This is a genomic window from Streptomyces sp. KL116D, from assembly GCF_030766975.1.
GTDB lineage: Bacteria > Actinomycetota > Actinomycetes > Streptomycetales > Streptomycetaceae > Streptomyces > Streptomyces longispororuber_A.
This window is the reverse complement of record NZ_JASERH010000060.1, coordinates 31,762-56,801: the sequence shown is the minus strand read 5'-3', so window position 1 is coordinate 56,801 and position 25,040 is coordinate 31,762. Positions and strand designations below refer to the sequence as shown.

At 72.6% G+C, this 25,040-nt stretch carries 25 protein-coding genes; 16 read left to right on the top strand and 9 right to left on the bottom strand.

Going from position 1 to position 25,040, the window contains the following annotated elements:
• The first annotated feature begins 7 nt into the window (after positions 1-7).
• The 11 genes from RBJ77_RS24415 to RBJ77_RS24365 all read left to right on the top strand — a co-directional run bounded on the left by RBJ77_RS24415 (position 8) and on the right by RBJ77_RS24365 (position 12,081).
• Positions 8-808, top strand: coding sequence for a carbohydrate ABC transporter permease (locus RBJ77_RS24415; protein ID WP_372347101.1), 801 nt, complete (start codon positions 8-10; stop codon positions 806-808).
• Complete coding sequence (locus tag RBJ77_RS24410) at positions 805-1,989, top strand: Gfo/Idh/MocA family protein (RefSeq protein WP_372346991.1); 1,185 nt, start codon at positions 805-807, stop codon at positions 1,987-1,989. Before RBJ77_RS24415 ends, RBJ77_RS24410 begins: the two co-directional genes overlap by 4 nt.
• A complete protein-coding gene (locus tag RBJ77_RS24405) occupies positions 1,986-2,837 on the top strand; it encodes a PmoA family protein (RefSeq protein ID WP_372346990.1) in 852 nt (283 codons plus the stop codon). The genes RBJ77_RS24410 and RBJ77_RS24405 overlap by 4 nt, the downstream gene beginning before the upstream one ends.
• Entirely contained in the window at positions 2,834-4,387 is a 1,554-nt protein-coding gene (locus RBJ77_RS24400; RefSeq protein ID WP_372346989.1) for a family 43 glycosylhydrolase, read from the top strand. The genes RBJ77_RS24405 and RBJ77_RS24400 overlap by 4 nt, the downstream gene beginning before the upstream one ends.
• Before the next feature lie 32 nt (positions 4,388-4,419).
• Positions 4,420-5,445 (top strand): polysaccharide lyase family 1 protein, encoded by a 1,026-nt coding sequence (locus RBJ77_RS24395; RefSeq protein WP_372346988.1) that lies wholly within the window; start codon positions 4,420-4,422, stop codon positions 5,443-5,445.
• Positions 5,446-5,483: 38 nt separating this feature from the next.
• Positions 5,484-6,833, top strand: coding sequence for a sugar ABC transporter substrate-binding protein (locus RBJ77_RS24390; RefSeq protein ID WP_372346987.1), 1,350 nt, complete (start codon positions 5,484-5,486; stop codon positions 6,831-6,833).
• A gap of 103 nt (positions 6,834-6,936) precedes the next feature.
• A complete protein-coding gene (locus tag RBJ77_RS24385; RefSeq protein WP_372346986.1) occupies positions 6,937-7,758 on the top strand; it encodes a rhamnogalacturonan acetylesterase in 822 nt (273 codons plus the stop codon).
• A 115-nt stretch (positions 7,759-7,873) separates the two neighbouring features.
• The gene (locus RBJ77_RS24380; RefSeq protein ID WP_372346985.1) at positions 7,874-9,193 is read left to right on the top strand and encodes a polysaccharide lyase family 1 protein; all 1,320 of its coding nucleotides are present in this window, start codon (positions 7,874-7,876) and stop codon (positions 9,191-9,193) included.
• Positions 9,194-9,414: 221 nt separating this feature from the next.
• Positions 9,415-10,530 (top strand): pectinesterase family protein, encoded by a 1,116-nt coding sequence (locus RBJ77_RS24375; protein ID WP_372346984.1) that lies wholly within the window; start codon positions 9,415-9,417, stop codon positions 10,528-10,530.
• A complete protein-coding gene (locus tag RBJ77_RS24370; protein ID WP_372346983.1) occupies positions 10,523-10,834 on the top strand; it encodes a hypothetical protein in 312 nt (103 codons plus the stop codon). Before RBJ77_RS24375 ends, RBJ77_RS24370 begins: the two co-directional genes overlap by 8 nt.
• The gene (locus RBJ77_RS24365; RefSeq protein ID WP_372346982.1) at positions 10,777-12,081 is read left to right on the top strand and encodes a polysaccharide lyase family 1 protein; all 1,305 of its coding nucleotides are present in this window, start codon (positions 10,777-10,779) and stop codon (positions 12,079-12,081) included. The genes RBJ77_RS24370 and RBJ77_RS24365 overlap by 58 nt, the downstream gene beginning before the upstream one ends.
• A gap of 13 nt (positions 12,082-12,094) precedes the next feature.
• On the opposite strand, the gene RBJ77_RS24360 is transcribed toward RBJ77_RS24365, so the two are convergent.
• The gene (locus tag RBJ77_RS24360; RefSeq protein ID WP_372346981.1) at positions 12,095-12,355 is read right to left on the bottom strand and encodes a hypothetical protein; all 261 of its coding nucleotides are present in this window, start codon (positions 12,353-12,355) and stop codon (positions 12,095-12,097) included.
• A 252-nt stretch (positions 12,356-12,607) separates the two neighbouring features.
• Here RBJ77_RS24360 and RBJ77_RS24355 point away from each other — a divergent pair, with 252 nt between their 5' ends.
• Positions 12,608-13,402 carry an HAD family acid phosphatase gene (locus RBJ77_RS24355; RefSeq protein ID WP_372346980.1) on the top strand — a complete coding sequence of 265 codons (795 nt, stop codon included), beginning with the start codon at positions 12,608-12,610 and terminating at the stop codon, positions 13,400-13,402.
• A gap of 69 nt (positions 13,403-13,471) precedes the next feature.
• Here RBJ77_RS24355 and RBJ77_RS24350 read toward each other — a convergent pair whose 3' ends face one another.
• The 3 genes from RBJ77_RS24350 to RBJ77_RS24340 are packed head-to-tail and all read right to left on the bottom strand — an operon-like array spanning position 13,472 to position 15,787.
• Positions 13,472-14,305 carry a pectate lyase gene (locus RBJ77_RS24350; RefSeq protein ID WP_372346979.1) on the bottom strand — a complete coding sequence of 278 codons (834 nt, stop codon included), beginning with the start codon at positions 14,303-14,305 and terminating at the stop codon, positions 13,472-13,474.
• 58 nt (positions 14,306-14,363) lie between these two features.
• Positions 14,364-15,200, bottom strand: coding sequence for a hypothetical protein (locus tag RBJ77_RS24345; RefSeq protein ID WP_372346978.1), 837 nt, complete (start codon positions 15,198-15,200; stop codon positions 14,364-14,366).
• Positions 15,197-15,787 carry a SigE family RNA polymerase sigma factor gene (locus tag RBJ77_RS24340; protein ID WP_372346977.1) on the bottom strand — a complete coding sequence of 197 codons (591 nt, stop codon included), beginning with the start codon at positions 15,785-15,787 and terminating at the stop codon, positions 15,197-15,199. Before RBJ77_RS24340 ends, RBJ77_RS24345 begins: the two co-directional genes overlap by 4 nt.
• 179 nt (positions 15,788-15,966) lie before the next feature.
• On the opposite strand from RBJ77_RS24340, the gene RBJ77_RS24335 reads away from it, so the two are divergent.
• The gene (locus RBJ77_RS24335; RefSeq protein ID WP_372346976.1) at positions 15,967-16,530 is read left to right on the top strand and encodes a hypothetical protein; all 564 of its coding nucleotides are present in this window, start codon (positions 15,967-15,969) and stop codon (positions 16,528-16,530) included.
• A gap of 15 nt (positions 16,531-16,545) precedes the next feature.
• Here RBJ77_RS24335 and RBJ77_RS24330 read toward each other — a convergent pair whose 3' ends face one another.
• The 5 genes from RBJ77_RS24330 to RBJ77_RS24310 all read right to left on the bottom strand — a co-directional run bounded on the left by RBJ77_RS24330 (position 16,546) and on the right by RBJ77_RS24310 (position 21,829).
• Positions 16,546-18,006 carry a peptidoglycan D,D-transpeptidase FtsI family protein gene (locus RBJ77_RS24330; protein ID WP_372346975.1) on the bottom strand — a complete coding sequence of 487 codons (1,461 nt, stop codon included), beginning with the start codon at positions 18,004-18,006 and terminating at the stop codon, positions 16,546-16,548.
• A 65-nt stretch (positions 18,007-18,071) separates the two neighbouring features.
• The gene (locus RBJ77_RS24325) at positions 18,072-18,689 is read right to left on the bottom strand and encodes a response regulator (protein WP_372347100.1); all 618 of its coding nucleotides are present in this window, start codon (positions 18,687-18,689) and stop codon (positions 18,072-18,074) included.
• Positions 18,690-18,730: 41 nt separating this feature from the next.
• Entirely contained in the window at positions 18,731-20,008 is a 1,278-nt protein-coding gene (locus RBJ77_RS24320; RefSeq protein ID WP_372346974.1) for a sensor histidine kinase, read from the bottom strand.
• Entirely contained in the window at positions 20,005-20,949 is a 945-nt protein-coding gene (locus RBJ77_RS24315; protein WP_372346973.1) for a hypothetical protein, read from the bottom strand. Before RBJ77_RS24315 ends, RBJ77_RS24320 begins: the two co-directional genes overlap by 4 nt.
• Positions 20,950-21,034: 85 nt before the next feature.
• On the bottom strand, positions 21,035-21,829 hold the full coding sequence (locus RBJ77_RS24310; RefSeq protein ID WP_255972742.1) for an IclR family transcriptional regulator: 795 nt from the start codon (positions 21,827-21,829) through the stop codon (positions 21,035-21,037).
• A 138-nt stretch (positions 21,830-21,967) separates the two neighbouring features.
• Here RBJ77_RS24310 and RBJ77_RS24305 point away from each other — a divergent pair, with 138 nt between their 5' ends.
• The 3 genes from RBJ77_RS24305 to RBJ77_RS24295 all read left to right on the top strand — a co-directional run bounded on the left by RBJ77_RS24305 (position 21,968) and on the right by RBJ77_RS24295 (position 24,990).
• Positions 21,968-23,500, top strand: a complete 1,533-nt coding sequence (locus RBJ77_RS24305; protein ID WP_372346972.1) for an aldehyde dehydrogenase (NADP(+)) — start codon at positions 21,968-21,970, stop codon at positions 23,498-23,500.
• A gap of 4 nt (positions 23,501-23,504) precedes the next feature.
• A complete protein-coding gene (locus RBJ77_RS24300) occupies positions 23,505-24,113 on the top strand; it encodes a DUF1349 domain-containing protein (RefSeq protein ID WP_372346971.1) in 609 nt (202 codons plus the stop codon).
• A gap of 160 nt (positions 24,114-24,273) precedes the next feature.
• Positions 24,274-24,990, top strand: coding sequence for a DsbA family oxidoreductase (locus RBJ77_RS24295; RefSeq protein ID WP_372346970.1), 717 nt, complete (start codon positions 24,274-24,276; stop codon positions 24,988-24,990).
• The last annotated feature ends 50 nt before the right edge of the window (positions 24,991-25,040 follow it).

The window sequence follows — 25,040 nt, the reverse complement described above, 5'->3', positions numbered from 1 at the left end:
GGACGACGTGCCGCGCTGGCAGATCTACGTCCCGCTCGGCGTGTACCTCCTGTTCACCCTCGTCCCCTTCTACTGGATGCTGCTCTTCGCGTTCCGGCCCGCGGGCTCGACCTCGCTCGTGCCGTGGCCGCTCACCCTCGAACACTTCGACAAGGTGTGGAACGAGCGGGCCTTCGCGACCTTCTTCCAGAACAGCCTGCTCGTCGGCGTCGCCTCGATGCTCATGACGACCGTCGTCGCCCTGGCCGGCGGCTACGCGCTCGCCCGCTTCAACTTCCGCGTCAAACAGGGCTTCATGCTGGCGCTGCTGTGCTCGCAGTTCATCCCGGGCGCGCTGATGCTGGTGCCGCTGTTCGAGATCTTCGCCAACCTGCGGATGATCAACTCGCTCGGCAGCGTCATCATCGCCGAGACCGTGTTCCAGCTGCCGCTGACGATGATCCTGATCAGCGGGTTCATCAAGAACGTGCCGATGTCCCTGGAGGAGGCCGCCTGGGTCGACGGCTGCGGACGCTTCCGCGCCTTCTGCGCCGTCGTGCTCCCGCTGCTGCGGCCCGGACTGATCGCGGTCGGCTCCTTCGCCTTCGTGCACAGCTGGAACCACTTCCTGTTCGCCCTGATGTTCCTCTCCGACCAGGGCAAGCAGACGATCCCGGTCGGCCTCGCGACCCTCATGGGCGCCGACTCCGTCGCCCTCGGCGCGCTCGCCGCCGGCGGTGTCGTCGCGGCCCTGCCCGTCGTGATCGTCTTCGCCTTCATCCAGAAGTGGCTCGTCACGGGCTTCAGCGCCGGGGCGGTGAAGGGATGACGACCCTGCGCGTACGGGAACCGGTCCCCGTCGTCCTCGCCGGTGCCCGCGGCCACGGCCGCTGGCACCTGGCCAACATCCGCCGCCTCACCGCCGCGGGCCGGGTCAGGCTCGCCGGGGTCTGCGAGCTGAAGCCGCTCGACGCCGACGAGCTCGCCGGGTTCGAAGGAGTCGCCCAGGACGCCGACTTCGGGGCACTGCTCGACTCGACGGGCGCACGCGTCGCGATCGTCTGCACCCCCATCCCCACACACACCGACCTGGCGCTCGTCGCCGCCCGGCGGGGCGTGCACCTGCTCCTGGAGAAGCCGCCCGCCCCCTCGTACGCCGCGTACGAGCGGATGGCGCACGGCGTCGCCGCCGCCGGCATCGCCTGCCAGATCGGATTCCAGTCCCTCGGCTCGGACGCCGTGTCCCGCATCCGCGACCTGGTGTCCGACGGCCTCATCGGCGACCCCCTCGGCATCGGCGCCGCAGGCGCCTGGGCCCGCGACGAGGCGTACTTCCGCCGCGCGCCGTGGGCCGGACGCCGCCGCTACGACGACGGCACCGATGTCGTCGACGGCGTCCTCACCAACCCCCTCGCCCACGCCGTCGCCACCGCCCTCGCCCTCGACGGGGCCACCGGCGGCGACGACCTCGCCGACATCCGCACGGAACTCTTCCGCGCCAACGACATCGAGGCCGACGACACCTCGTACGTCGGGATCACCACCCGGCACGGCTCCCGCGTCACCGTCGCCGCGACCCTGTGCGCGCAACGCCCCGACGAGCCGTACGTCGTCGTGCACGGCAGCCGGGGCCGGATCACCTTCTGGTACAAGCAGGACCGCGTCCTCGTGCAGCGCGCCGGACACGGGCCCGAGGAGACCGTGCACGCGCGCACGGACCTCCTGGAGAACCTGGTCGACCACCTCACCACCGACGGCGCCACCGAACTCCTCGTCACCCCCGCCGCGACGGGCGCCTTCATGCGGGTCGTCGAGGCGATCCGCACCGCGCCCGAACCGGGCGCCCTGCCCGCCGAGGCGTGGACCGCCGTGCCCGGCGAGCGGGGCGGCGCCGACCGCCGCGTCGTGCACGGCGTCGACGGACTCGTCGCCGCCAGCGCCGACACCCTCACCGGCTACGCCGGGCTCGGAGCGTTCTGGGCCAGGCAAGGACTGGAGGCCGCACCGTGAACCGACTCGCCACCGCCCCCCTGACCCTGACCTGCGCGGGCCGCCCCGTCGCCCGCTACGAGACCCGCCCAGACCTCCCGGCCCGCCTCGCGCCGCGCCCCTACCTGCACCCCGTCACCACGCTGGCCGGCACCCCGGTCACCGAGTCCGCCCCGGCCGACCACGCCCACCACCTGGGCGTGAGCGTCGCCGTCCCCGACGTCGCCGGACGCAACTTCTGGGGCGGCCGCACCTACGTACGCGGCCAGGGCCCCACCGAGCTCGACAACCACGGCGAGCAGCGGCACGCCGAGTTCAAGCTCAGCGACCCCGACGGCTTCGTCGAGGACCTCCAGTGGCGGGCCGACAGCGGCGTCCTGCTGCGCGAGCGGCGCACCGTCGCCGTCACCCGGCTCGGCGACGACGCGTGGGCGCTCGACCTCACCTTCGCGCTCACCAACCCGGCGGCCGAGGACCTGACCATCGGCAGCCCCGCCACCAACGGCCGCCCCGGCGCCGCCTACGGAGGCTTCTTCTGGCGCGCCCCCAAGGAACCGGCCGCGCCCGCCGTGTTCACCGCCACGGCCGAGGGCGAGTCCGCCGTGCACGGCCGCCCGGCCGACTGGCTGGCGCTCACCGGCGACGGCTGGACCCTGGTGTTCGCCGGCGCCACCGCCGAGACCCGCCGCGACCCCTGGTTCGTGCGCACCGGCGAGTACCCGGGCGTCGGCTCCTCGCTCGCCTGCGACGCGCGCCTGGCGATCCCCGCGGGCGGCACCGCCGTCCGCCGGGTCGTCACCGTCGTCGCCGACGGCCGCCTCGACCGGAAGCGCGCCGCGAGCCTGGTCCGCAGGGCGGTGGCCGCATGAGCGCCGCACCGCGCACCGGCGACCTGGGCGACGGCACCTACCGCAACCCGGTGCTCGCCGCCGACTGGTCCGACCCCGACGTGGTCCGCGTCGGCGACGACTTCTACCTGACCGCGTCCAGCTTCGGCCGCGCACCGGGACTGCCGCTGCTGCACTCCCGCGACCTAGTCAACTGGACCCTCGTCGGGCACGCCCTCGACCGCCTCGAACCCGCCGAGGCGTTCGCGACCCCGCGCCACGACTGCGGTGTGTGGGCGCCGTCGTTCCGGCACCACGACGGCCGCTTCTGGATCTTCTGGGGCGACCCCGACCACGGCGTCTACCAGATCAACTCGCCCTCGGTCAGGGGACCGTGGACGAAGCCGCACCTGCTCAAGGCGGGCAAGGGCCTCATCGACGCGTGCCCGCTGTGGGACGAGGAGAGCGGCGAGGCGTTCCTCGTGCACGCCTACGCCAAGTCCCGCGCCGGGATCAAGAACCGGCTCACCGGCCACCGGATGAGCCTCGACGGCCGCGAACTCCTCGACGAGGGACGGGTGGTGATCGACGGGGACCGGATCCCCGGCTGGTTCACCGTCGAGGGCCCCAAGGCGTACCGGCACGACGGCTGGTACTGGATCCTCGCCCCGGCCGGGAGCGTGGAGAGCGGCTGGCAGGGCGCCTTCCGCTCCCGTGACTTCTTCGGACCCTACGAGGAGCGCGTCGTGCTCGAACAGGGCGACACCGCCGTCAACGGACCCCACCAGGGCGGCTGGGTGCGCACCGCGGCGGGGGAGGACTGGTTCCTCCACTTCCAGCAGCGCGGCCCGTACGGGCGGGTGGTGCACCTGCAGCCGATGCGCTGGGACGACTCCGGCTGGCCGGTGCTCGGCGCGGACGGCGCCCCCGTCCTCGTCCACCGCAAGCCCGCACTGCCGCCGCAGCCCGCCGCCGCGCCCGCCACGGACGACGACTTTCCCGGCGGCCGGTACGGCCGGCAGTGGCAGTGGACCGCCAACCACCGTGACGGATGGGCGAGTTCGCACGCCGGGGACGGGCTCCGGCTCGCCTGCGTGCGCTCCGCGGACGGGGTGCGCGACCTGCGCCGCGTCCCGCACCTGCTGACCCAGCGGCTGCCGCTGCTGCCGTCGCGGGTCGAGGTCGACCTCCAACTCACCAGCACGACGCCCGGGGCCAGGGCGGGACTCGTGGTGCTCGGCGACGCCTACTCCTGGATCGGACTGGAACGCGGCACGGACGGCGCCGCGCACGTCGTGCACCGGTTCGCCGAGTCCGTCGCCGACCAGGAACGGGACGCCGCGCACCCGCGCCCGGCACCCGACGGGACGGCCCGGCTGCGCGTGGACGTCGCCGACGGGGCGCGCTGCCGCTTCTCCGTCGACACCGGCGACGGGTTCCGGCCCTCGGGCCAGGTGTTCGCCGCGCTGCCGTGGCGCTGGGTCGGGGCCCTGCTCGGCCTGTTCGCCGCGGCACCGGCCGGGACCGGCCCCAGCGGCACGGGCCCGGCCGGGACCGCCCTGTTCACGCACTTCCGGATCACCGACAACTGACCGATTCCGCCCGCCTGTTGGGAGCCGCAACGATGCACCTCCACCGCAGCAAGCGCCACCGGACCAGAACCGCCCTCGTGGCGCTCGCCGCCGCCCTCGGCCTCACCACCCTGAGCCCGTCGGCGCAGGCGGCCCCCATCGACCGCCCGGCCGCCACGGCGCACGGCTTCGCCTCCCTGGCCGGCGGCACCACCGGCGGGGCGGGCGGCCGGGTCGTCACCGTCACGACCCAGGCCGAGCTGGAGAAGTACGCGGCCGCCGAGGAGCCCTACGTCATCCGCGTCGCCGCCACGATCACGGCCGAGCCGTTCGGCGCGAACGTGGTCGTCGCCTCCGACAAGACGATCGTCGGCGTCGGCACGCGGGGCGAACTCGTCCAGGGCGAACTCCACCTGAACCCCGGCACCAGCAACGTCGTCATCCGCAACCTCACGATCCGCGACTCCGCGATCGAGGGCAACTGGGACTGCAAGGACACCGACTTCGACGGCATCCAGATGGACACCGCCGACCACGTGTGGATCGACCACAACCGGTTCTCGAACATCTGCGACGGCCAGCTCGACATCCGCAAGGACAGCGACTACATCACGGTCTCCGCCAACCGGTTCGAGAACAACAACAAGACGTTCGGCATCGGCTGGACCACGAACGTCATCACGAAGATCACCATCGACCACAACTGGTTCACCGGCACCAAGCAGCGCAACCCGTCCGCCGACAACTGCCGGTACGCGCACCTCTACAACAACTACCTGACCGCCCAGAACGACCCCGGCGACCCCGTATGGACGTACGGCAACTGGTCCCGCGGCCGCACCGAGATGGTCATCGAGAACAGCTACTACGACAGCGTCCAGCACCCCTACCAGGCCGACGCCACGGCCGAACTGGTGCAGCGCGGCTCGATCCTGAAGAACACCACGGGCCGCACCGACGCCTGGGGCGACGCCTTCGACCCGCGCGCCCAGTACCGCTACCACCTGGACCCGGCCGCCGCCGTGCCCGCCCTGGTCAAGAAGTTCTCCGGCCCCCAGGCCTCCTTGAGAAACCCCTAGTCGGATCCAGCAGAAGAACCGGAAGAAGAGAGCCGAACATGAACATCCGTACGCGCAGAGGCGCGCTCCGCACCGGCACCGCCCTCGCCCTGACCACCGTGCTCGCGTTCACCGCCACCGCCTGCGGCGACGACGGCAGCAGCGGTGGCGGCGGCAAGGGCGACGAGGGCTCGGGCAAGGGCGAGATCACCTTCTGGGACAACAACACGGCGGTGCGCCGCGACGTCTGGATGGAGATCATCAAGGACTTCGAGAAGAAGTACCCGGACATCAAGGTCAAGTACGTCGGCATCCCCGCCGAGAACGTGCAGTCCAAGTACGACACCGCCATCCAGGGCGGCGGCCTGCCCGACGTCGGCGGCGTGGGCACCGCGATGCTCGCCGGCATCGCCGCGCAGCAGGCCCTCGAACCGCTCGACGACCGCCTCGCCACCAGCTCCCTCAACGGCAAGCTCAACAACGCCTTCCTGGAGTCGGTGAAGGCGGCGGGCGGCTCGGGATCCGACCTGTACACGGTGCCGACCTCGGCCAACAACGGCGTCCTGTACTACCGCACCGACCTCTTCGAGAAGGCGGGCCTGGACGCCCCCGAGACCTGGACCAAGTTCTTCGCCGCGGCCACCGAGCTCACCGCCACCGGCAAGAACGAGTTCGGCTACACCATCCGCGGCGGCGAGGGCTCCATCGCCCAGGCCCTCGACGTGATGTACGGCCAGAGCGGCATCACCTCGTTCTGGGACGCCGACAACACCAAGACGACGGTCAACGACCCGAAGAACGTCGCGGCGCTGGCGAAGTACGCCGGCCTGTACAAGAAGGCGACGCCGTCCGCCGACGTCAACAACGACTTCACCAAGATGGTCTCGCAGTTCGACAACGGCAAGATCGGCATGCTCAGCCACAACCTGGGCTCCTACGGCGACCACGTGAAGGCGTTCGGCGACAAGTTCCGCGGCCTGCCCAACCCGACCGGCGACACCGGCACGCGCGTGCAGGTCTCCAACCCGGTCGACGGACTCGGCCTGTTCAAGGCGAGCAAGAACAAGAAGGCCGCCTGGCAGTTCATCGAGTTCGCCGCGTCGCACGCGGAGAACAGCAAGTGGAACGAGTCGGCCAAGCAGATCCCGGCCAACACCGAGGCCGCCAAGGACGACTGGGTCCAGAAGTCCGAGCCGACCAAGCTCGCCGCCGCGGCCCTGGAGTCCGGCTCCACCAAGATCGTGCAGCTGCCGTACTACCTGCCCGACTGGAACACCATCTCCAAGGCCGACAACGAGGACGACTTCCAGAAGGTGCTCCTCGGCAAGCAGACCGCCAAGCAGTTCCTCGACACCCTCGCCGAGCAGCTGAACAAGGCGCAGGCGGAGTGGAAGGAACAGGCCAACTAGCCGGTTCCCACTGCCCTCGCCCGCTCGACCGGGCCGGCCGCGGGATGCCTCACGTCGCGCCGCTCCCGCCGCCGGCCCCCTCACGAAAGGACGGCACGCCGTCGTGTCGACCACTCGAAGAACCACGCTGGCCGCGCTCGCGGCGCTGCCCCTGGCGGCGGCCCTCGCCTCCCCGGCCGCCGCCGGGACCGCCCCGGGCCGCCGCACCCTGTTCATCGCGGGCGACTCCACCGCCGCCCAGAAGTACGCCGACGCCAAACCCGAGACCGGCTGGGGCACGGCCCTGCCGTTCTTCCTCGCCGACCGCATCGAGGTCGCCAACCACGCCGTCAACGGCCGCAGTTCGAAGAGCTTCGTCGACGAGGGCCGCCTCGACGCGATCCTCGCCACGATCCGCCCCGGCGACTTCCTGCTCGTCCAGTTCGCGCACAACGACGAGAAGAGCGCCGACCCCACGCGCTACACGGAGCCCTGGTCGACGTACCAGCAGTATCTGAAGCGCTACCTCGACGGGGCCCGCGCCAAGGGTGCGCGCCCGGTGCTCGCGACCTCCGTCGAGCGCCGGAAGTTCGACGCGAACGGTGCCGCCCTGCCCACGCACGGCGACTACCCGGCGGCGATGCGGGCCCTGGCGAAGGCGGAGGGCGTCGCCCTGCTCGACGTCGAGGCGCTCTCCCTCGCGCTGTGGCAGGAGCTCGGCGCCGAGCGGACGAAGGTCTACTTCAACTGGACCGCGACGGAGCAGGACAACACCCACTTCAACCCGCCTGGCGCCATCGCCGTGGCCCGCCTCGCCGCCCGCGAGCTGCTGCGCGCCCGGGTCCTGCCGGCCCGCGACGTGCGCCGGCTCGGCGACGAGATCGACGAGCTGGCACCGGCGTGGCAGTCCCGGCTGAGCTGGCTGCCCGGGACGACACCCGCCTGAGCCCCTGCCCGGTTCTCGCCCGATCGCCCGATCGCCCGATCGCTTGATCGCCTGCTCGAATCTCGCCAGATCCCCGTCCGTCTCTTGTGAGTCCACCCGCCTGAGGAGCCGCACAGTGCGTACACAGATATGTCATGGGCGTGTCATAGCCGGGGTCGTCGGATGCACCGCCCTGGTGCTCGCCGTCACCGGTACCGGCGCCGCCCAGGCCCACGGCCGCGACCTCGCCCGCCAGGTGCTGCCCGCCGGTGACGGCTGGGCCGCCGAGGGCACCGGCACCACCGGCGGCGCCGCCGCCGCGCCCGACCGCGTCCACACCGTCACCACCTGGGACGAGTTCCGGGCCGCCCTCGCCCAGGACGGCACCGCCCCGCGGATCATCAAGATCAAGGGAACCCTCGACGCGGACGGCGCCACCTGCGACGACTTCGCCGTCGACGGCTACGACTTCGACCAGTACCTCGCCGACTACGACCCGGCCGTCTGGGGCCGCGACACCGACCTGGAGGAGCAGAAGCAGACCCCCGGCACCCAGGAGTACCTGCGCAACCTGTCCGCCGCGCGCCAGGCCGCCGCCATCAAGGCGGACGTCCCCGCCAACACCACCATCATCGGCGTCGGCAGGAACCCCGGGATCGTCGGCGGCAGCCTCCAGATCGGCGGCGTCGACAACGTCATCGTGCGCGGCCTCACCCTGGAGTCCCCGCTCGACTGCTTCCCGCAGTGGGACCCCACCGACACCGCCGACGGCAACTGGAACTCCGAGTACGACTCGGCCGTCGTCAACGGCTCCACGCACGTGTGGATGGACCACAACACGTTCACCGACGGCGCCCACCCCGACTCGACGCTGCCCAGCTACTACGGCCGGATCTTCCAGCAGCACGACGGCGAACTCGACGTCGTCAAGGGCGCCGACCACGTGACCGCCTCCTGGAACGTCTTCGCCGACCACGACAAGACGATCCTCGTCGGCAACAGCGACAACGCGGCGACCACCGCCATCGACCGCGGACACCTCAAGGTCACGTTCCACCACAACCTGTTCAGGAACCTGGTCGAGCGCGCGCCGCGCGTCCGCTTCGGGCAGGTCGACTCGTACAACAACCACTTCGTGGGCGACGGCGACTTCAGCTACTCGTTCGGCGTCGGCAAGGAGTCGCAGATCGTCGCCGAGCACAACGCGTTCACGCTGGCCGCGGGGGTGAGTCCGGCGAAGATCCTGAAGAAGTGGTCCGAGGCGCCGATCACCGCGGACGGGAACCTCGTGAACGGGAAGCCGGTCGATCTCGTCGCCGTCCACAACGCCGAGATCCCGGAGGAGACGCTCCGCTCCGGGGCGGGGTGGACTCCGGTCCTGCGGGGCCATGTCGACCCGGCGAAGGTGGTGCCGGGGATCGTGTCGAGGGGCGCAGGAGCGCAAGCGCTCCGCTGAGTTCGTTGTCGGGCGCGGGTGGGCGGGGCTTCTCGCGCCGTTCCCCGCGCCCCTGCGAGGCGCACTTCGTGCGCCGTCTCAGGGGGCGCCGATGGGGCTGCGGCGAAGCCGCATGCTCCAGGGGCGCGGGGAACTGCGCGACCAGCCCCCACCGGACCCGCACCAGCCCACCGCACCGACCCGGCAGACGAGTGGACCCGCCGACCCCGAAGGAGCACGCCATGACCCCGCACCCGAACCGGAGAGGGTTCCTCGGAGGGAGCGCCGCCCTCGCCCTCGCCTTCGCCGCCCTCGGCGCACCCCCCGCCACGGCCACCGACAGAAGGAACCACCCCTTCGGCCGCTACGGATCGCCGAAGGCCCGCCTCACCGAGCGGACGCTCTACGTCGACGCCGCCGGCGCCGGCGACTTCACCACCGTGCAGGCCGCCGCGACCGCCGCGACCGGCGAAGGCCACACCCTCGTCATCGCCCCGGGCACCTACCGGGAGACCGTCTCGGCCCCCGCCACCGCCACCGGCGCGACCTGGATCGGCGCCTCCGGCGACCCCCGCGACACCGTCGTGGTGTACGACAACGCCGCCGGCACCCCGAAGCCCGACGGCTCCGGCACGTACGGCACGACCGGCTCGGCCACCGTCACCCTGCGCGCCGACGGCTTCACCGCGCACGCGCTCACCTTCGCCAACGACTGGCTGCGCGCCGACCACCCCGGCATCACCGGCACCCAGGCCGTCGCGCTCAAGGTGCAGGGCGACCGCTCGGCGTTCTTCCGGTGCCGGTTCCTCGGCCACCAGGACACCCTGTACGCCGACTCGACGTCCCTGACCGCCTTCGCCCGCCAGTACTTCCGCGACTGCCACGTCGAGGGCGACGTCGACTTCGTCTTCGGCCGGGCCACCGCGGTCCTCGACCGCTGCCACTTCCGGACCCTGGCCAGGACCGACCTCGCCGGCCCGCCCCACGGGTTCGTGTTCGCGCCCTCGACCGCCGGCGCCAACCCGCGCGGCTACCTGGTCACCCGCAGCCGCGTCACCTCCACCGCCCCGGACGCCTTCTACAAGCTGGCCCGCCCCTGGGTGCCCAGCTCCGACACCACCGCCCGGCCCGCGCTCGTCGTCCGCGACACCCACCTCGGCGCCGGCATCGACGCGGTCGCCCCCTACGCCACCATGTCCGCCGGCTTCCCGTGGCAGGACCAGCGCTTCGCCGAGTACCGCAACACCGGCCCCGGCGCCGCGATCACCGTCCCCGCGAACCGGCCCCAGCTCACCGCCGCCCAGGCCGCCGAGCACACCCGCGCGACGTACCTGGGGGAGTGGCGGCCCCGTGCGTGAGGCGGTCGGGGCCCGCCGGCCCGGGACGGGAGCCGCCGCCGCGGAACCGGTGCGCGGCAGCCGTCCCGCGTTCCACCACGCCGTCCGGCGCTCCCGCCACGCCGGGCAGCGGCTGCGCACCGAGACCCGGCCCGGGCACGGCCACGTCTTCGCCGCCCCCGTGCAGGACGCGGTACCCGCCTGGCCGGACGACGTCCTGGAGGACCACCCGTCCGTACCCCCCACCGACGAAAGGACCCGCACGTCATGTTTCGTCGAACCATCCCCGCCGCCCTCGCGACCCTCGCCGCCGCCCTCCTGCTGACCGCCGCCGCCCCGGCACCCGCCTCCGAACCCGTCCCGACCGTCGAGGGCTGGGCCGGCGCCGACGGCGGCACCGTCACCGGCGGCGCCGGCGCCGACCCCGCCTCCGTGTGGACGGTGCGCACCCGCGCCGAACTCAAGGAGGCCCTCGCCAACCACGGCGCACCCACCGCACCCAAGATCATCCGGGTCGCCGTCGACATCGACGGCGCCGAGGCCGACGACGGCACCGGCCGGCTGCTCGGGGAACAGGACTACGCCCCCGGCTACGACCGGACCCGGTACATGGCGTGCTTCGGCCCCGACGGAGCCGAATGGTCCGACACCCGCTACGACGACTGCAAGCAGCAGCGCCAGCTCCGCCAGACCGGTTCCAACCGGCAGAAGCTCCAGATCCAGCTGACGGTCCCCGCCAACACCACCCTCCAGGGCGTCCACGGGGCCCGGTTCCTCGGCGTCTTCCTCACCGTCAACACCGGCACCAACATCATCGTGCGCGACCTCCAACTGGAGGCACCCGTCGACCACTTCACCACCTGGTCACCCGACGACGGCGCGAGCGGCAACTGGAACGCCCGCTTCGACGCGATGGCCGTCGTCACCGGCAGCCGCATCCTCGTCGAGCACTGCACCTTCACCGACGGCCGCCACCCCGACTCCAAGGCGCCGACCGGCTTCCACGGCGAGCCCGTCCAACGCCACGACGGACTCCTCGACATCGAGGACGGCTCGAACCACATCACCGTCGCCGACAGCCGCTTCACCGACCACGACAAGGCGCTGCTCATCGGCTCCGGCGACAGCCGCGGCGACCGCGACCGCGGCAAACTGAAGATCACCTTCGCCCGGAACTGGTTCCACGACATCGTGCAGCGCGCCCCGCGCGTCCGCTTCGGCCAGGTGCACGTCTACAACAACCTCTACACCGGCGCCCGCCCCGAGTACGCGCTCGGCGTCGGCGTCGAATCCGCCGTCGTCAGCGAACGCAACGTCTTCGCGTACGAGGCGGGGGACGGCGCCCCGACCGTCATCGGCGCCTACGGCGGCACCGCCTTCCACGACGAAGGCTCCTGGATCGACGGCCACCCCGCCCACCTCGACACCCGGGCAGCGGCCGTCATCGGCGCCGGCTACACCTCCGACACCGGCTGGGACCCGCGCCGACTCCCCGGCTACGCCTACCGGCCGCGGCCCACCGCACCGGCCGTCACCGCGTACGTCACCCACCACGCGGGCCCCCGCCGCTGAACCACCCGCGTCCTCAGCCCAGGTGCCACAGGGCGTACGCCACGAGGATCAGCAGCAGCCCCGCCACCGCCATCAGCGCGCCCAGCAGCCGGAGATAGCCGGGCCGCGCGAACACCGTGGGCGCCGCGGCGCCCCGCCGGGTGCTGATCCCGCGGAGGTCGAGCGCCCAGTTCACACCGGTCCAGACCGCCACGACTCCACCGAGCAGAAAGGCACCCAGAATCACGGGCGACGGCCCGTGCCCCGCGGCGGCGAAGGTGGTTCCGGCAGTCACGGTGGTCTCGTCCTCGCTGAATGTCCGGCTGTGTCGTGCGTGTGCTGCTGACCTTAGATGGCCGGGTTCAACACCAGGTCAAGCGAGGTTCAGACCTGGGCAATGGCCGTGATTGCCGCACCGCCGGTATCGATCGGGTAAAGGGTGCCGCACGACTGATGTGATGCGCGTAGACATGCCGCAACCTGCAGGAACCCCCCAGGGAGTTCCTGTCCCCGACGGCCCCACGGCCAGATTCGGATCACGTCACCGATGCGCAAGCGCCACCTCGCCGCCGCCACCGCGACGGTCGCCGCCCTCGCCCTCTCGGGGCTCGCCGTCGTCGGCTCCGCCGACGCGGGTCCCACCACCGGTCACAGCACCGCGGAACCCCACAACATCGGCCTCCTGGTCAAGGAGATCGACTCCTACTACGGGGCCACCCAGGACGCCGACGGCGTCTGGCAGGCCTCGGCCGACAGCCAGTACGCACAGGACCTCGCGCGGGTCCAGGCCGGCGCCAGGAAGCAGATCGCCAAGGCCGCGAAGAAGTACCACGGCAAGGGCGACCGGCCCGCCGTGATCTTCGACATCGACGACACGCTGCTGCTCAGCTTCGACTACGAGCGGAAGACCAACTACGTCTACAGCGACGCCAGTTGGAAGGAGTACGTCAACAAGGCCGACCGGCCCGCCGTGTTCGGCACCCCCGAGCTCATCGCCTACGCGGAGTCGAAGGGCGTCGAGGTCTTCTACAACTCCGGCCTCGGCGAGTCGCAGCGCGCGGCCGCCGTGGAGAACCTCAAGAAGGTCGGCATCGACGTCAACCTCGACGCCGGCCACGTCTTCCTCAAGGACAAGACCGACCCGCCCGCCTACCTGAGCTCGTGCGCCACCCCGGCCGCCTGGAACTGCACCACGGTCCAGTACAAGGCGGGCACCCGCAAGCACATCGAGTCCCTCGGCTACGACATCGTCGGCAACTTCGGCGACCAGTACTCCGACCTGGAGGGCGGTCACGCCGACCGCACGTACAAGTTCCCCAACCCGACGTACTACGTCAGCTGACGGGAGAACGCCCCCGCCGGGTCCCACCGGCGGGGGCGTCTCGGTTCCGAGTGGCCCAGGATCAGTGATCTAGTCGTAACTCAGGTCGGACGCCGTGTACTGGCAGTACGTGCCGTCGGGGCCGCTGCCGACCTCCTTGGGCTCGGCGCCGGTGTTGTTGCCCTCGTACCGGACGCACGGCTTGATCTTCTTGCTGCTGTCGCCGTGGATGCGGACGTTGCGCAGCGCCGCGGTGTCGCCGTAGTTGGAGTTGATGCCGACGATGGACTTGCCCGGCGAGGTCACGTCCACGTCGTTGACGATGATGTTGCGGTTCTTGTACTGGGTCGAGCAGTTGCCGCAGGAGCGGACCAGCTTGCCGAAGTTCGACACCTGGAACTTGGTGACGACGAGCTTGCCGGCGCCGTTGAACTGGAACACCTTGTCGGAGGCCGACTTCGCGCCGCCGCCGTACACCGTGTAGACCGACGAGGTCGACTTGCCCTTGAAGGTGGCGGCGTCCTCGCCGACGTCCTCCCACCAGACGTTCTGCAGCGTGCAACTGCCCGCGCAGTGCACGCCGTCGGCGGCGGGGGAGCCGATGATGACGTTCTTGAGGGTGGCCCCGTCCTTCAGCTCGAAGATCGGGTCCTGGCCCTCGTCCTGGCCGTCGCCGCCGAGGTCGCCGGAGCCGTAGTACCGCTTGTAGCCGCCGTCGAGGGTGCCCGACACCGAGATCGTGCTGCTCACGGCCTGGGTGCCCTTGGCCTCCGGCCAGGCGGTCGCGGCGCCCGCGGTGCTGAGCATGCCGCTCGTGGCGAGGGCGCCGCCGGTGAGCGCGAGCGCGGCGAGGCCGCCGATGGCGACGCGGCCCCTGGTGGCGCGGCGGCGGTGACGTGGGGGGTGGTTGGTTTTCTTGGTCATGCCCCCTAGTCGTCGCACCGCGCGGAAGGGTTGCCGCCCGGCCGCCGCTGTTTCGGGGCTACGCGAAGTCCCCGCCCACGGCGGCCCGTTCACCGGCGTCCGTGCGCGCCGTCACCGCGAAGGCGTCGTCGCCGGCGTCCCGCCTGCCGGCGGCGTGGTCGTACTGGCCGGCGAAGACGTACTCGCCGGCCGGCACCGTCCGGCCGGACTTCAGCACCCAGCGGTACACCAGGAAGCCATCCCGCTCGGCGACGGACACGTCGAAGTCCTCGGCGGGCAGCGAGCGCCAGTTGCCCGTGCCGACCACCTTCCCGGTCTGGGAGATCCGCAACTCGACGGTCAGCGCGGAGAGTTGCTCCTTCGACTTGAAGGTGACGTTGCTCTGGGCCCAGTAGTCGTTGGACCCCGGGTCGACGGAGCCGTCCGACCACAGCGGCCCGTCGGAGGTGTCAGGGGCGGTCGACGCGGGCGGTGCGTGGTCGTCCGGGCCGGAGCTCGCCGACGGCTTCGCGGGCGCGGAGGCGGAGCGGGCCGGCGTGGTGGCGGACGCCGACGGGGTCCGCCGGTCCGACGACGCGGACGGCCGGGGTTCGCGCGACGTGGCGTACGGCGACGGGGTGGGCGTCGGGGACACGGCGACCTTCTGCTGCGGAGCCTCGTCCGGGCGCAGCGCCGCGCCGACCGCGAACCCGCCCACGGCGAGCACGCCCGCGACCCCGGCGGTGACCCCGGCGATCCGAACCCAGCCGACGACCGGTCCGCGCCGGTCGGGCGGGACGTCGTGCGATCCGGGCGGCTCGGCCATGCCGCGCTCGATGCGGGCGAGCATCCGCGCACGGTCGGGGCGGTGCGCGTCGGCCGCCTCGCGCAGCTGCTGGTGCAGGTCGTCGCTCATCGCCCGCCTCCTTCCGTGGCATCGATCCTCGCGCCCACCGCGGGTACGCGCCGGGGCGTCGGCTCGTTCACCCCACCGGGACCGAAGGCCTGGCCGAGCCGGCGCTCCAGCTCGGCCAGGCCCTTCGAGGTCTGGCTCTTCACCGTACCCACCGAGATCCCGAGGGCGAGCGCCGTCTCCTTCTCCGACAGGTCGAAGGCGTGCCGCAACACCACACACGCCCTTTTGCGGAACGGCAGTTCCCGCAGCGCGCCCTGCACGTCGACGACCGCCGGAACGTCCGGTCCCTCGGTGCGCTCCTGGCGCCCCGACCAGAACAGGGCGACCCGGCGCCGCTCGCGGACCGCGCTGCGGATCCGGGTGCGGGCGAGGTTGGCGACGACGCCGCGCGCGTACGCGACGGGGTGTTCGGCCGCCCTGACCCGGTCCCAGCGGTGCCAGAGCGCGAGCAGCGCATCGGCCGCGAGATCGTCGGCGGCGTCCGGCTCGCCCGTCAACAGGTGGGCGAGGCGGGCGAGTTCGGCGTGATGCCGTTCGAAGAAGGCATGGAACTCGGCGGAGGAGGCGTCGTCCACGACGGTGCTCACGCTGATCCCTCCCTCACTGTGCGGCCCGACGGGATGCGAGAGGCTACCAGCGTTCCGTACGGCGGTTCGAAGGGCGTCCGTGATACCGGACATCTAGGAGCGCCTCGTTCCGGCCAATCCGGCACAGGGGAAAATGCGGTGCACGGGAAGCGCACGAGAAGCACGAGAAGGGGCGTGGGATGACGGCCCATCCGGCGTACTGGGACGAGCTGACCCGGCTCCTGAGCGCGCGCGGCCTGCCGCCGGAGCACGCCGCGGCGACCGTCGCCGAACTCGGGGCGCACCGCGGCGGACCAGGGTCGCCGGACCCGGCCGACGCGTTCGGACCGGCGGCCGAGCTCGCCCGCCGGCTGGCCCCCGGGCGGGCGGCGGCGGACGAACGCTTCGAGATCTGGCGCTGGTCAGCGGACACCTACGCCGACGAGACGCTGCTCGACCGCTTCGGCGAGGAGGGCTGGGAGGTCGAGGACGTCGACGCGCTCGGCCGCTTCGTCAGCCGCCGCGACCCCGAGCGCCCCCGCCACTGGGAGTACCGCCGCGAGGTGGTGTCCGGCGACCGCGGCGCACGCGACGCGGAGCTGGCCCACGACGGCTGGGAGCCGTGCGGCACCTGGGTCGTCTACGCCTGGTACAAGCGGCCCGGGGCGGAGCGGCCGGAGACGCCGCCGCCCGCTCCCGCGGAATCCGGGCGGGAGCGGGCGGGGGAACGGGCGCGGCGCCGGTGGTGGTCGCGCCGCCGCTGAGCGGCCGGGGGACCGCTACCCGGCCAGCGCGGCGGCCATCATCGCCTTCGCGATCGGCGCCGCCAGCCCGTTGCCGCTCACCTCGGAGCGTGCGGCGTCGGACTGCTCCACGAGCACGGCGACCGCGACCTTCTTCCCGGTCGAGTCGTCCTTCGCGTAGGACGTGAACCAGGCGTACGGCGTCTGGCTGTTGTTCTCGCCGTGCTGGGCCGTGCCCGTCTTGCCGCCGACCGTCGCCCCCGGGATCTGCGCGTTCGTACCGGTGCCCTTCGACACCACCGTCTCCATCGCCGACCGCAGCTGCGACGCGGTCGACTCGCTCACCACCCGGGAGTCGTCGGAGTCCGGGTAGCTGGTGATCGCGTCGCCGTCGGCGTCCGTCACCTCGGACACCATGTGGGGCGAGGCGAGCTTCCCGCCGTTGGCGATGGTCGCGGAGACCATGGCGATCTGCAGCGGCGTGGCCGTGACGTCGAACTGGCCGATGCCGGAGAGCCCGGTCTGCGCCTTGTCCATGCCGGACGGGTACACGCTCTCGGCGGCCCGCACGGGCACGTCCAGCTTCGCGTCGTCGAAGCCGAACTTCTCGGCCATCGCCCTGACCTTGTCCTGTCCGAGAGTGACGGCCAGCTTCCCGAAGACGTTGTTGCAGGAGTACTGGAGCGCGGTCCGGATGGTCGCGTCCTCGCAGGGCGCGCTCGCGCTCTCGTTCTTCAGGTACGTGCTGGTCCCCGGCAGCAGGTACGGGTTCGGCGAGTCGGTCCTCTCGTCGACCGACCCGTACAGCCCGTCCTCCAGCGCGGCCGCGGCGACCACCAGCTTGAACGTCGAGCCCGGCGGCAGCGCCTGCTTCAGCGCCCGGTTCGTGGTCGGCGAGTCTTCGTCCTCGGTCAGCGCCTTCCACGCCTGGGCGTCCGACGAGCCCGAACCGCTGATCTTCGACGGGTCGTACGAGGGCGTCGACACCATGCCGAGGATCTTCCCGGTGTCCGGGTCGATCGCGACGGCGGCGCCCTTCTTGTCGCCGAGCGCCTTGTACGCGGCCTTCTGCACGGCCGGGTCGATCGTCGTGACCACGTCACCGGGGTCGGCGCGCTTGTTCGTGAGCGTGTCCAGGGGGTTCTTCAGCCGGACGTCGGTGCCGTCGAGCACGCCCTGGTAGATCGACTCCAACTGCGTCGAGCCGTACACCTGCGACGTGTAGCCGGTCACCGCCGAGTACAGCGAGCCGTTCTCATAGGTCCGCTTGTACGCGAGGTCACTGCTGCCTCCCGTTCTCGCCGAGCCGGTCACCGCCTTTCCGCCCACGATGATGTCGCCCAGCGGATACGCGTACTGCGCGATCGTCTTCCGCCGGTTCTTGTCGTTGTCCGCGAGGGCCTGGCCGTCGTAGAACTGCACCCAGGTCGCCCTGACCAGCAGGGCGAGTATGAGCAGCAGCGTGAAGACGGAGGCACGCCTGATCGTCTTGTTCATCCCGCACAGAAGACGAGCGAACCCGATCGATTCGTTCCGATAGTCCTGCTTTTCTCAGAAACCTCTCACGAATCCCGCCGCAGGAAGCCGCCCTCGTACGCGGCGATCACCGCCTGGGTACGGTCCCGGGCCCCGGTCTTCGCGAGCACCGCCGCCACGTGCGTCTTCACCGTGGCGGCGCCCACCCCGATCCGGCCGGCGATCTCCGCGTTCGTCAGCCCGGCCGCCATCAGCCGCAGCACGTCGCTCTCCCGCCCGGTGAGCCGCGCCACCCAGGGTGCGACCGCCTGCCGCGTGGCGTGCTCCGCGGCCAGCGCCCGCACGGCGGCCGGGAAGAGCAGGCTGTCGCTGCGCGCCACCAGCCGCACCGCCCCCACCAGCGCGTCGGCGTCGGCCCGCTTCAGCAGGAACCCGGCCGCGCCCGCGCGCAGCGCCTCGTACACGTACGCGTCGTTCTCGAAGGTCGTGACGACGACGATGCGCGGCGCGCCCTCCGGCGCGCCGCGCAGGATCTGCTCGGTCGCCCGGATCCCGTCCACCTCCGGCATCCGTACGTCCATGAGGACCACGTCGGGCCGCAGCTCCCGCACCACGGAGACCGCCTCCGCGCCGGTCGCCGCCTCGCCGACGACGTCGATGTCGGGCTCGGCGGACAGGATGGCGCGCAGCGCGGTGCGGACCATGCGCTCGTCGTCGGCGAGGACGACGCGCAGGGGTTGCTCGGTCACGGGGCCGTGGGTCCTTTCGGGGCGGGGCCGGTCAGGGGGAGCCGTACGTCGAGGCGCCACGTGCCGGAGTCGTCGGGCCCGGCCGTGGCGCTGCCGCCGAGCAGCCGGGCCCGGTCCGCGACACCGGACAGGCCGTGGCCGCCGCCCGCGCGGGCCGGGGCGACGGGGTGCGCGGGCAGTGCGTTCTCGGCGGTGATGCGCAGGGCGTCGCCGTCCCGGACGAGCCGCAGCTCCAGCGGGGTCCCCGCGTGCCTGAGGGCGTTGCTCAGCGCCTCCTGCACGATGCGGTACGCCTCCCGGGAGACGAGCGGCGGAACGGTGGCCGGATCGACGTCGGCCCGCGCCGACACGTCGAGACCGGCGGCCCGGGTGCGGCGCAGCAGACCGCCGAGGTCGTCGGCGAGCGTGGGCGCGGGTGCGGTGTCCGAGGCGTCGCCCGCCTCCCGCAACACGCCCAGGACGGCGTCGAGTTCACCCACGGTGCGGCGGGTGGTGTCCTCGATCGCCGCGAGCGCCTCGCGGACGAAGTCCGGGTCGCTGTCGAGCACCCGGCGCGCGGCGCTCGCCTGGAGCGTGACCGCGCTCAGCGCGTGGCCCACGGAGTCGTGCAGCTCGCGTGCGAGCCGGTTGCGCACCGCCAGATCGGCGGCGCGGGCCTCGGCCGCCGCGAGCCGGTCCGCCGGGGTCGGTCCGAGCAGCGCGGGCGCCCACCGGGCGAGCAGCCCCGAGGCGAGCGCCACGACCGCCGCGAGCGCCACCAGCATCAGCGCGCCCGCGACCGGCGCGAGTACCAGCGCCCAGCCGTGCCGCAGGACGCCGGGCAGCGCCGGCTTCGAGTCCCGCAGCCCCGGGAGGAACGGCAGCGCGATCAGCGCCACCGCGAACGGCGGCAGCGCCAGCGTCATCCCGCTCAGCACCCCGCCGAACCCCAGGTGCAGCGTGAACCAGGCGACGGTGCGGCCCCGCGCGGCCCGGCTGCGCGGCGGCCCGTCCGCCAGCGCCCCGCCGTCGACCGAGCACAGCGCCCGCACGGCGGCCACCGACATCGGCCGGGTCAGCGGGAACAGCGCGGTGACCGCGGCGAGCGGCAACCCGACCAGGAACGAAAGGAGTTGGAGCGGCAGATCGGTGAACACGTCGTCCGCGCCGACCAGCGGTCCGACGACGACCGAGCCCACCAGTACGTACGGCATCGCGAGCGCGCCGCCGAGGATCAGATGGACCCACCGGCGGCGGGCGACCCGGCCGAACAGGGCGCGGGCGGCGCGTCTCATGCCCGTACGGGGGTCTGCGCGCGGGCGGCGAAGCAGCGGACCCCGACGGAGGCGACGAGCAGACCGGTGATCATCTGCCCAGCGTAGGTGAGGTTCATCAGCGCCGTGGGCCGGTCGGCGTCGTCGGCGAGACCGATCAGCGAGGCGAGCCCCAGCCAGCCGCCCCAGCACGCCACCGCGCCCGCCCCGACCCAGGTCATCGCCAGCGGCAGCTTCACCGGCAGGTCCCGGCCCCGCCGGAACGCCAGCAGCAGTCCGCCGGCGACGGCGGTGGCCAGGTACAGCGCGTTCAGGGCCTCCATGACGAAGAAGTCGCCGGTCCTGCTGTCGGCGCGGGCCGCGGTGAGCCCGGTGTCGGCGCCGACCGCCCACAGCAGGTGCACCACCCCGGGGAACAGCGCGAGCACGGCGGCGACCACGGCGGCGCCGCGCGGCGCCGGCCCGGCCAGGTCCCGCACCCGGCCCTGCCAGAGGTGTCCCCACCGCTGCCGGGCGTAGTCGACGAACAGGGCGCCCAGGCAGAGCCCCTGCACGATGAAGGCCGGGTAGACGACCGCGAACACCCAGTCGTCGAGGAACGGTTCGCGCTCCTTCGCCGCGGGCGCCGACCCGGCGAAGGCCCGGACGGCCAGCTGCGCGGGGAACCCGGTCATGATCGGTGTGAGCAGTCCGGTCGCCACCCACATCGGCACGGCGAGCGACCACGCGGGCACCCGCCGTCCCCACGGCCGGGTCAGCAGCAGCGCGAGCACGACGACCGCGCCGTCGAGCAGCACGGTGAAGGCGTTGGCGGCGGCCATGACGCCGCGGTGGTCGAGCAGCGCGCTCCCGTCGGGGATCCCGATCCGGCCGCCCGCGATCCAGACGACCTTCAGGGCGAGATAGGGAACGCAGGCGAGGACGGCGCCGGCGCGCAGGACGGAACGGGTGGTGGGAGTCATACGTCCAGGCTGGTCCCGGCGCGCACGCCGGACGTCCTGCCCGGTGCTGATCCCCCTCCACCGCGCGGGGGAGGCGGGCCGTCCCTCAGAGCCGGCGCGTGGCGAGCGTCAGCCGGTCCCGGGCGTCGAACAGCGCGTCCTTCACCATCTGCTCGTGCGCGGGCGTCAGCCGGGCCACCGGCACGGAGCACGAGATGGCGTCCCGCGCCGGGGTCCGGTAGGGGATCGCCACGCCGAAGCAGCGCAGCCCCAGCGTGTTCTCCTCGCGGTCCACGGCGAACCCCTGCTCGCGCACCACGTGCAGCTCCTCGATGAGCTTCTCGCGGTCGGTGATCGTGTGCTCGGTCAGCGCGGGCAGCGTCTCCGGCAGCATCTTGCGGACCTGCTCGTCGGTGTGGGTGGCGAGCAGCGCCTTGCCCAGCGACGTGGAGTGCGCGGGCAGCCGGCGCCCGACCCGGGTGAAGGGCCGCAGGTAGTGCTGCGACTGCCGGGTCGCCAGGTACACCACGTTCGTGCCGTCGAGCCGCGCCAGGTGGATGGTCTCGGTCGTGTCGTCGGAGAGCCGGTCGAGGGTGGGCCGGGCGGCGGCCACGACCTCGTCGCCGTCGATGTACGAGGTGCCGACGAGCAGCGCCCGCACCCCGATCCCGTACCGCGTCCCGGTCGCGTCGGTCTCCACCCAGCCGAGCTCCACGAGCGTGCGCAGCAGCATGTACAGGCTGGACTTGGGATATCCCACGGCCTCCTGGACCGCGGCCAGGGAGTGCATACCGGGCCGCCCCGCGAAGTATTCGAGCAGTTCGACCGTGCGCACCGCCGACTTGACCTGTGCGCCACCCGCTCCGGCGCCCGCTGCCGCCCCCGTCTCGCCTGCCGACATCGCCCTTGACCCCTTCGTTCGACGAGAAATAGTCTCCGTAGAGTTCATCATCAGAGACAGCGTTCAGTATATCGAACGACCCTCGGGGCCCGTCCTGCGAGCCGCGAGAAAAGCTGGAGGAAATCCGTCGTGGCAGTCGTGGCAGCAGCACCAGTCTGGAGTGTCGACCCCCGAACCGGGAAGCAGCGGGAACAGGTTGCGGTCGAGGCCACGGCCCAGGAAGTGGACCAGGCAGTCCGTGCCGCCCAGGACGCCCGCGCCGCCCTCGCCGACCGCACCGTCCGCGCCGCGTTCCTGCGCACGGCCGCGGACCTGCTCGACGAAGCCAAGGACCACCTGGTCGAGGCCGCGGACGCGGAGACCGCGCTCGGCCCCGTCCGGCTCACCGGTGAACTCGCCCGCACCTGCTTCCAGCTGAGGGCGTTCGCGGACATCGTCGACGAGGGCGCCTTCCTCGGCGTCGTCATCGACCACCCGGACGACACGGCGACGCCGCCGATCCCGGACCTGCGCCGCTACAAGATCCCGCTGGGCGTCGTCGCCGTCTACTCGGCGTCGAACTTCCCCTTCGCCTTCTCCGTCCCCGGCGGCGACACGGCGAGCGCCCTCGCGGCCGGCTGCCCGGTCGTCGTCAAGGCGCACCCCGACCACCCGGCCACCTCCGAGCTGGTCGCCTCCGTGATCCGCCGGGCCGCCGTCCAGCACGGCATCCCGGAGGGCGTGCTCGGCCTGGTCCACGGCTTCGAGGCCGGGGTCGAGCTGGTCAAGCACCCCCTCGTCGCGGCGGCCGGCTTCACCGGCTCCGTGCGCGGCGGCCGGGCGCTGTTCGACGCGGCGGCGGCCCGCCCGGTGCCGATCCCGTTCCACGGCGAGCTGGGCTCCCTGAACCCGGTCGTGATCACCGAGGCCGCGGCGGCCGAGCGCCCCGAGCAGATCGGCACCGGTCTGGCCGGGTCCATGACGCTCGGCGTCGGCCAGTTCTGCGTGAAGCCCGGCCTGGTCTTCGCGCCGCGCGGCGAGGCGGGCGACAGCCTGGTCAAGTCGCTCACGGCCGCCGTCAGCGACACCGCGGCCGGCGTGCTGCTCGACCACCGCATGCGCGACAACTTCATCGCCGGTGTCGCCGCGCGCGCCGAGCTGCCGGACGTGGACGCCCCGGTGACCCCGGGCGCGGGCAGCGAGCACACCGTCAGCCCCGGCTTCCTCACGGTCCCGGCCGGGCACCTCGCCCAGCAGGGCGGCCCGCACGACCTGCTCCTGGAGGAGTGCTTCGGCCCGGTCACCGTCGTCGCCCGCTACGAGACGGCCGACGAGATCACCGCGGTCCTCTCCCGCCTCCCCGGCAACCTCACGGCCACCGTCCAGCTGTCGGCCGGCGAGGCCGCGGGCGAGGGCCGGGGCACCGAGATCCTCGCCGAGCTGACCCCGGTGGCCGGCCGCGTCCTGGTCAACGGCTGGCCGACCGGCGTCGCCGTCGCCCCCGCCCAGCACCACGGCGGCCCGTACCCGGCGACGACCTCCACCTCCACCTCGGTGGGCGGCACCGCCATCGAGCGCTGGCTGCGCCCGGTCTCGTACCAGACGACGCCGGAGGCGCTGCTGCCGCCGGAGCTGCGGGACGACAACCCGCTGGGGCTGCCGCGCCGCTACGACGGCCGCCTGGAAAACTGAGGGCATGGAACTCCAACTCCCCGAGCTGCCCTTCCCGTTGCGCACCTACGGCCCCGACGGCCACTGGTCGTACGAGGACGGGGCCCTCACCGGCTGGGCGGGTCCCCGCCAGGACCGTTTCGTGCCGCCGACCGGTGACGCGCTGGAACCGGCCTCCGACGCGCCCCGGCTGCTCGGGGCGCCGGTCGGCGACTTCCAGCTGATCGCCCGGGTCACGGTCGGTTTCGAGGCGGCGTTCGACGCGGGCGTCCTCTACCTGCACGTGGGGGACCGGGAGTGGGCGAAGCTCTGCTTCGAGCGCTCCCCGGACGAGCCGACGATCTGCACGGTCGTCACCCGCGGCCACTCCGACGACGCGAACGCCTTCGTGGTGGCCGGGTCCTCGGTCTGGCTGCGGATCAGCCGCACCGGCGCCGCGTTCGCGTTCCACGCCTCGCTCGACGGCGAGAAGTGGACCTTCGTCCGGATCTTCTCCCTCGGTGACGAGAAGTCCGCGGCGGCGGCCCACGTGGGCTTCCTGGCGCAGTCCCCGGTGGGGGAGGGGTGCGTGGTCACGTACGACGGCATCGAGTTCCGCCCGAACTGGCCGCAGGGGCTGCGCGACGGCTCTTGACGGTCGGCTGTCCGCCGGTGGGGGCCGGTCGCGCAGTTCCCCGCGCCCCTTCCGGGGGCGCGGGTGGGCGTCGGGAATGAGCGGAGGGGGCATCCGGTTGTACCAGGGACGCAGGGTGGACCTGCGCCCGTACGACACCGGCTGAAGCGAGAAGACCCCCATGCGCGTCGAGATCTGGACCGACATCAACTGCCCGTTCTGCTACATCGGCAAGTCCCGGTTCGAGCAGGCCCTCGACGCGTTCCCGCACAAGGACGAGGTCGAGGTCGTGCACCGGTCCTTCGAGCTGGACCCGACCATCGCCAAGGGCGACACCGGGCTCGTCGTCCCGCACATCGCCAAGAAGTACGGCATCAGCGAGGCCCAGGCCGCGGCCAACGAGAAGGGGCTCGGCCAGCAGGCCGAAGCCCTCGGCCTGCCCTACCTCACCGAGGGCCGCGACTACGGCAACAGCTTCGACCTGCACCGGCTGCTCCACCTCGCGCACGAGAAGGGCGTCCAGGACGCCATGATCGACGCCCTGTACCGCGGCAACTTCGCCGACCAGGGCTCCGTCTTCGCCGACGAGGAGCACGTCGTCCGGCTCGCCGTCGAGGCGGGTCTCGACGAGGCCGAGGTGCGCGCCGTCCTCGCCGACCCCACCGCCTACGCGGACGAGGTGCGCGCCGACGAGCGCGAGGCGGCCGAGCTGGGCGCGAACGGCGTGCCGTTCTTCGTGCTCGACCGCAAGTTCGGCGTCTCCGGCGCCCAGCCCGCCGAGGTCTTCACCCAGGCCCTCACCCAGGCCTGGGGCGCCCGCTCCCCGCTGACCGTCATCGACAGCGCCGGCGGCGGCGACGCCTGCGGCCCCGGCGGCTGCGCGGTCCCGGGTGCCTGACCAGCACTGATAAGGGTTCCTTAGAGATACTGCTCAATTATTCGCAATGG

What these genes read in the sequence shown, in the direction of transcription:
- RBJ77_RS24410 (WP_372346991.1), top strand. Translation starts at nt 805, where the DNA reads ATGACGACCCTGCGCGTACGGGAACCGGTCCCCGTCGTCCTCGCCGGT.
- RBJ77_RS24400 (WP_372346989.1), top strand. Translation starts at nt 2,834, where the DNA reads ATGAGCGCCGCACCGCGCACCGGCGACCTGGGCGACGGCACCTACCGC.
- RBJ77_RS24395 (WP_372346988.1), top strand. Translation starts at nt 4,420, where the DNA reads ATGCACCTCCACCGCAGCAAGCGCCACCGGACCAGAACCGCCCTCGTG.
- RBJ77_RS24390 (WP_372346987.1), top strand. Translation starts at nt 5,484, where the DNA reads ATGAACATCCGTACGCGCAGAGGCGCGCTCCGCACCGGCACCGCCCTC.
- RBJ77_RS24375 (WP_372346984.1), top strand. Translation starts at nt 9,415, where the DNA reads ATGACCCCGCACCCGAACCGGAGAGGGTTCCTCGGAGGGAGCGCCGCC.
- RBJ77_RS24365 (WP_372346982.1), top strand. Translation starts at nt 10,777, where the DNA reads ATGTTTCGTCGAACCATCCCCGCCGCCCTCGCGACCCTCGCCGCCGCC.
- RBJ77_RS24355 (WP_372346980.1), top strand. Translation starts at nt 12,608, where the DNA reads ATGCGCAAGCGCCACCTCGCCGCCGCCACCGCGACGGTCGCCGCCCTC.
- RBJ77_RS24350 (WP_372346979.1), bottom strand. Translation starts at nt 14,305, where the DNA reads ATGACCAAGAAAACCAACCACCCCCCACGTCACCGCCGCCGCGCCACC.
- RBJ77_RS24345 (WP_372346978.1), bottom strand. Translation starts at nt 15,200, where the DNA reads ATGAGCGACGACCTGCACCAGCAGCTGCGCGAGGCGGCCGACGCGCAC.
- RBJ77_RS24335 (WP_372346976.1), top strand. Translation starts at nt 15,967, where the DNA reads ATGACGGCCCATCCGGCGTACTGGGACGAGCTGACCCGGCTCCTGAGC.
- RBJ77_RS24330 (WP_372346975.1), bottom strand. Translation starts at nt 18,006, where the DNA reads ATGAACAAGACGATCAGGCGTGCCTCCGTCTTCACGCTGCTGCTCATA.
- RBJ77_RS24325 (WP_372347100.1), bottom strand. Translation starts at nt 18,689, where the DNA reads ATGGTCCGCACCGCGCTGCGCGCCATCCTGTCCGCCGAGCCCGACATC.
- RBJ77_RS24320 (WP_372346974.1), bottom strand. Translation starts at nt 20,008, where the DNA reads ATGAGACGCGCCGCCCGCGCCCTGTTCGGCCGGGTCGCCCGCCGCCGG.
- RBJ77_RS24315 (WP_372346973.1), bottom strand. Translation starts at nt 20,949, where the DNA reads ATGACTCCCACCACCCGTTCCGTCCTGCGCGCCGGCGCCGTCCTCGCC.
- RBJ77_RS24310 (WP_255972742.1), bottom strand. Translation starts at nt 21,829, where the DNA reads ATGTCGGCAGGCGAGACGGGGGCGGCAGCGGGCGCCGGAGCGGGTGGC.
- RBJ77_RS24300 (WP_372346971.1), top strand. Translation starts at nt 23,505, where the DNA reads ATGGAACTCCAACTCCCCGAGCTGCCCTTCCCGTTGCGCACCTACGGC.
- RBJ77_RS24295 (WP_372346970.1), top strand. Translation starts at nt 24,274, where the DNA reads ATGCGCGTCGAGATCTGGACCGACATCAACTGCCCGTTCTGCTACATC.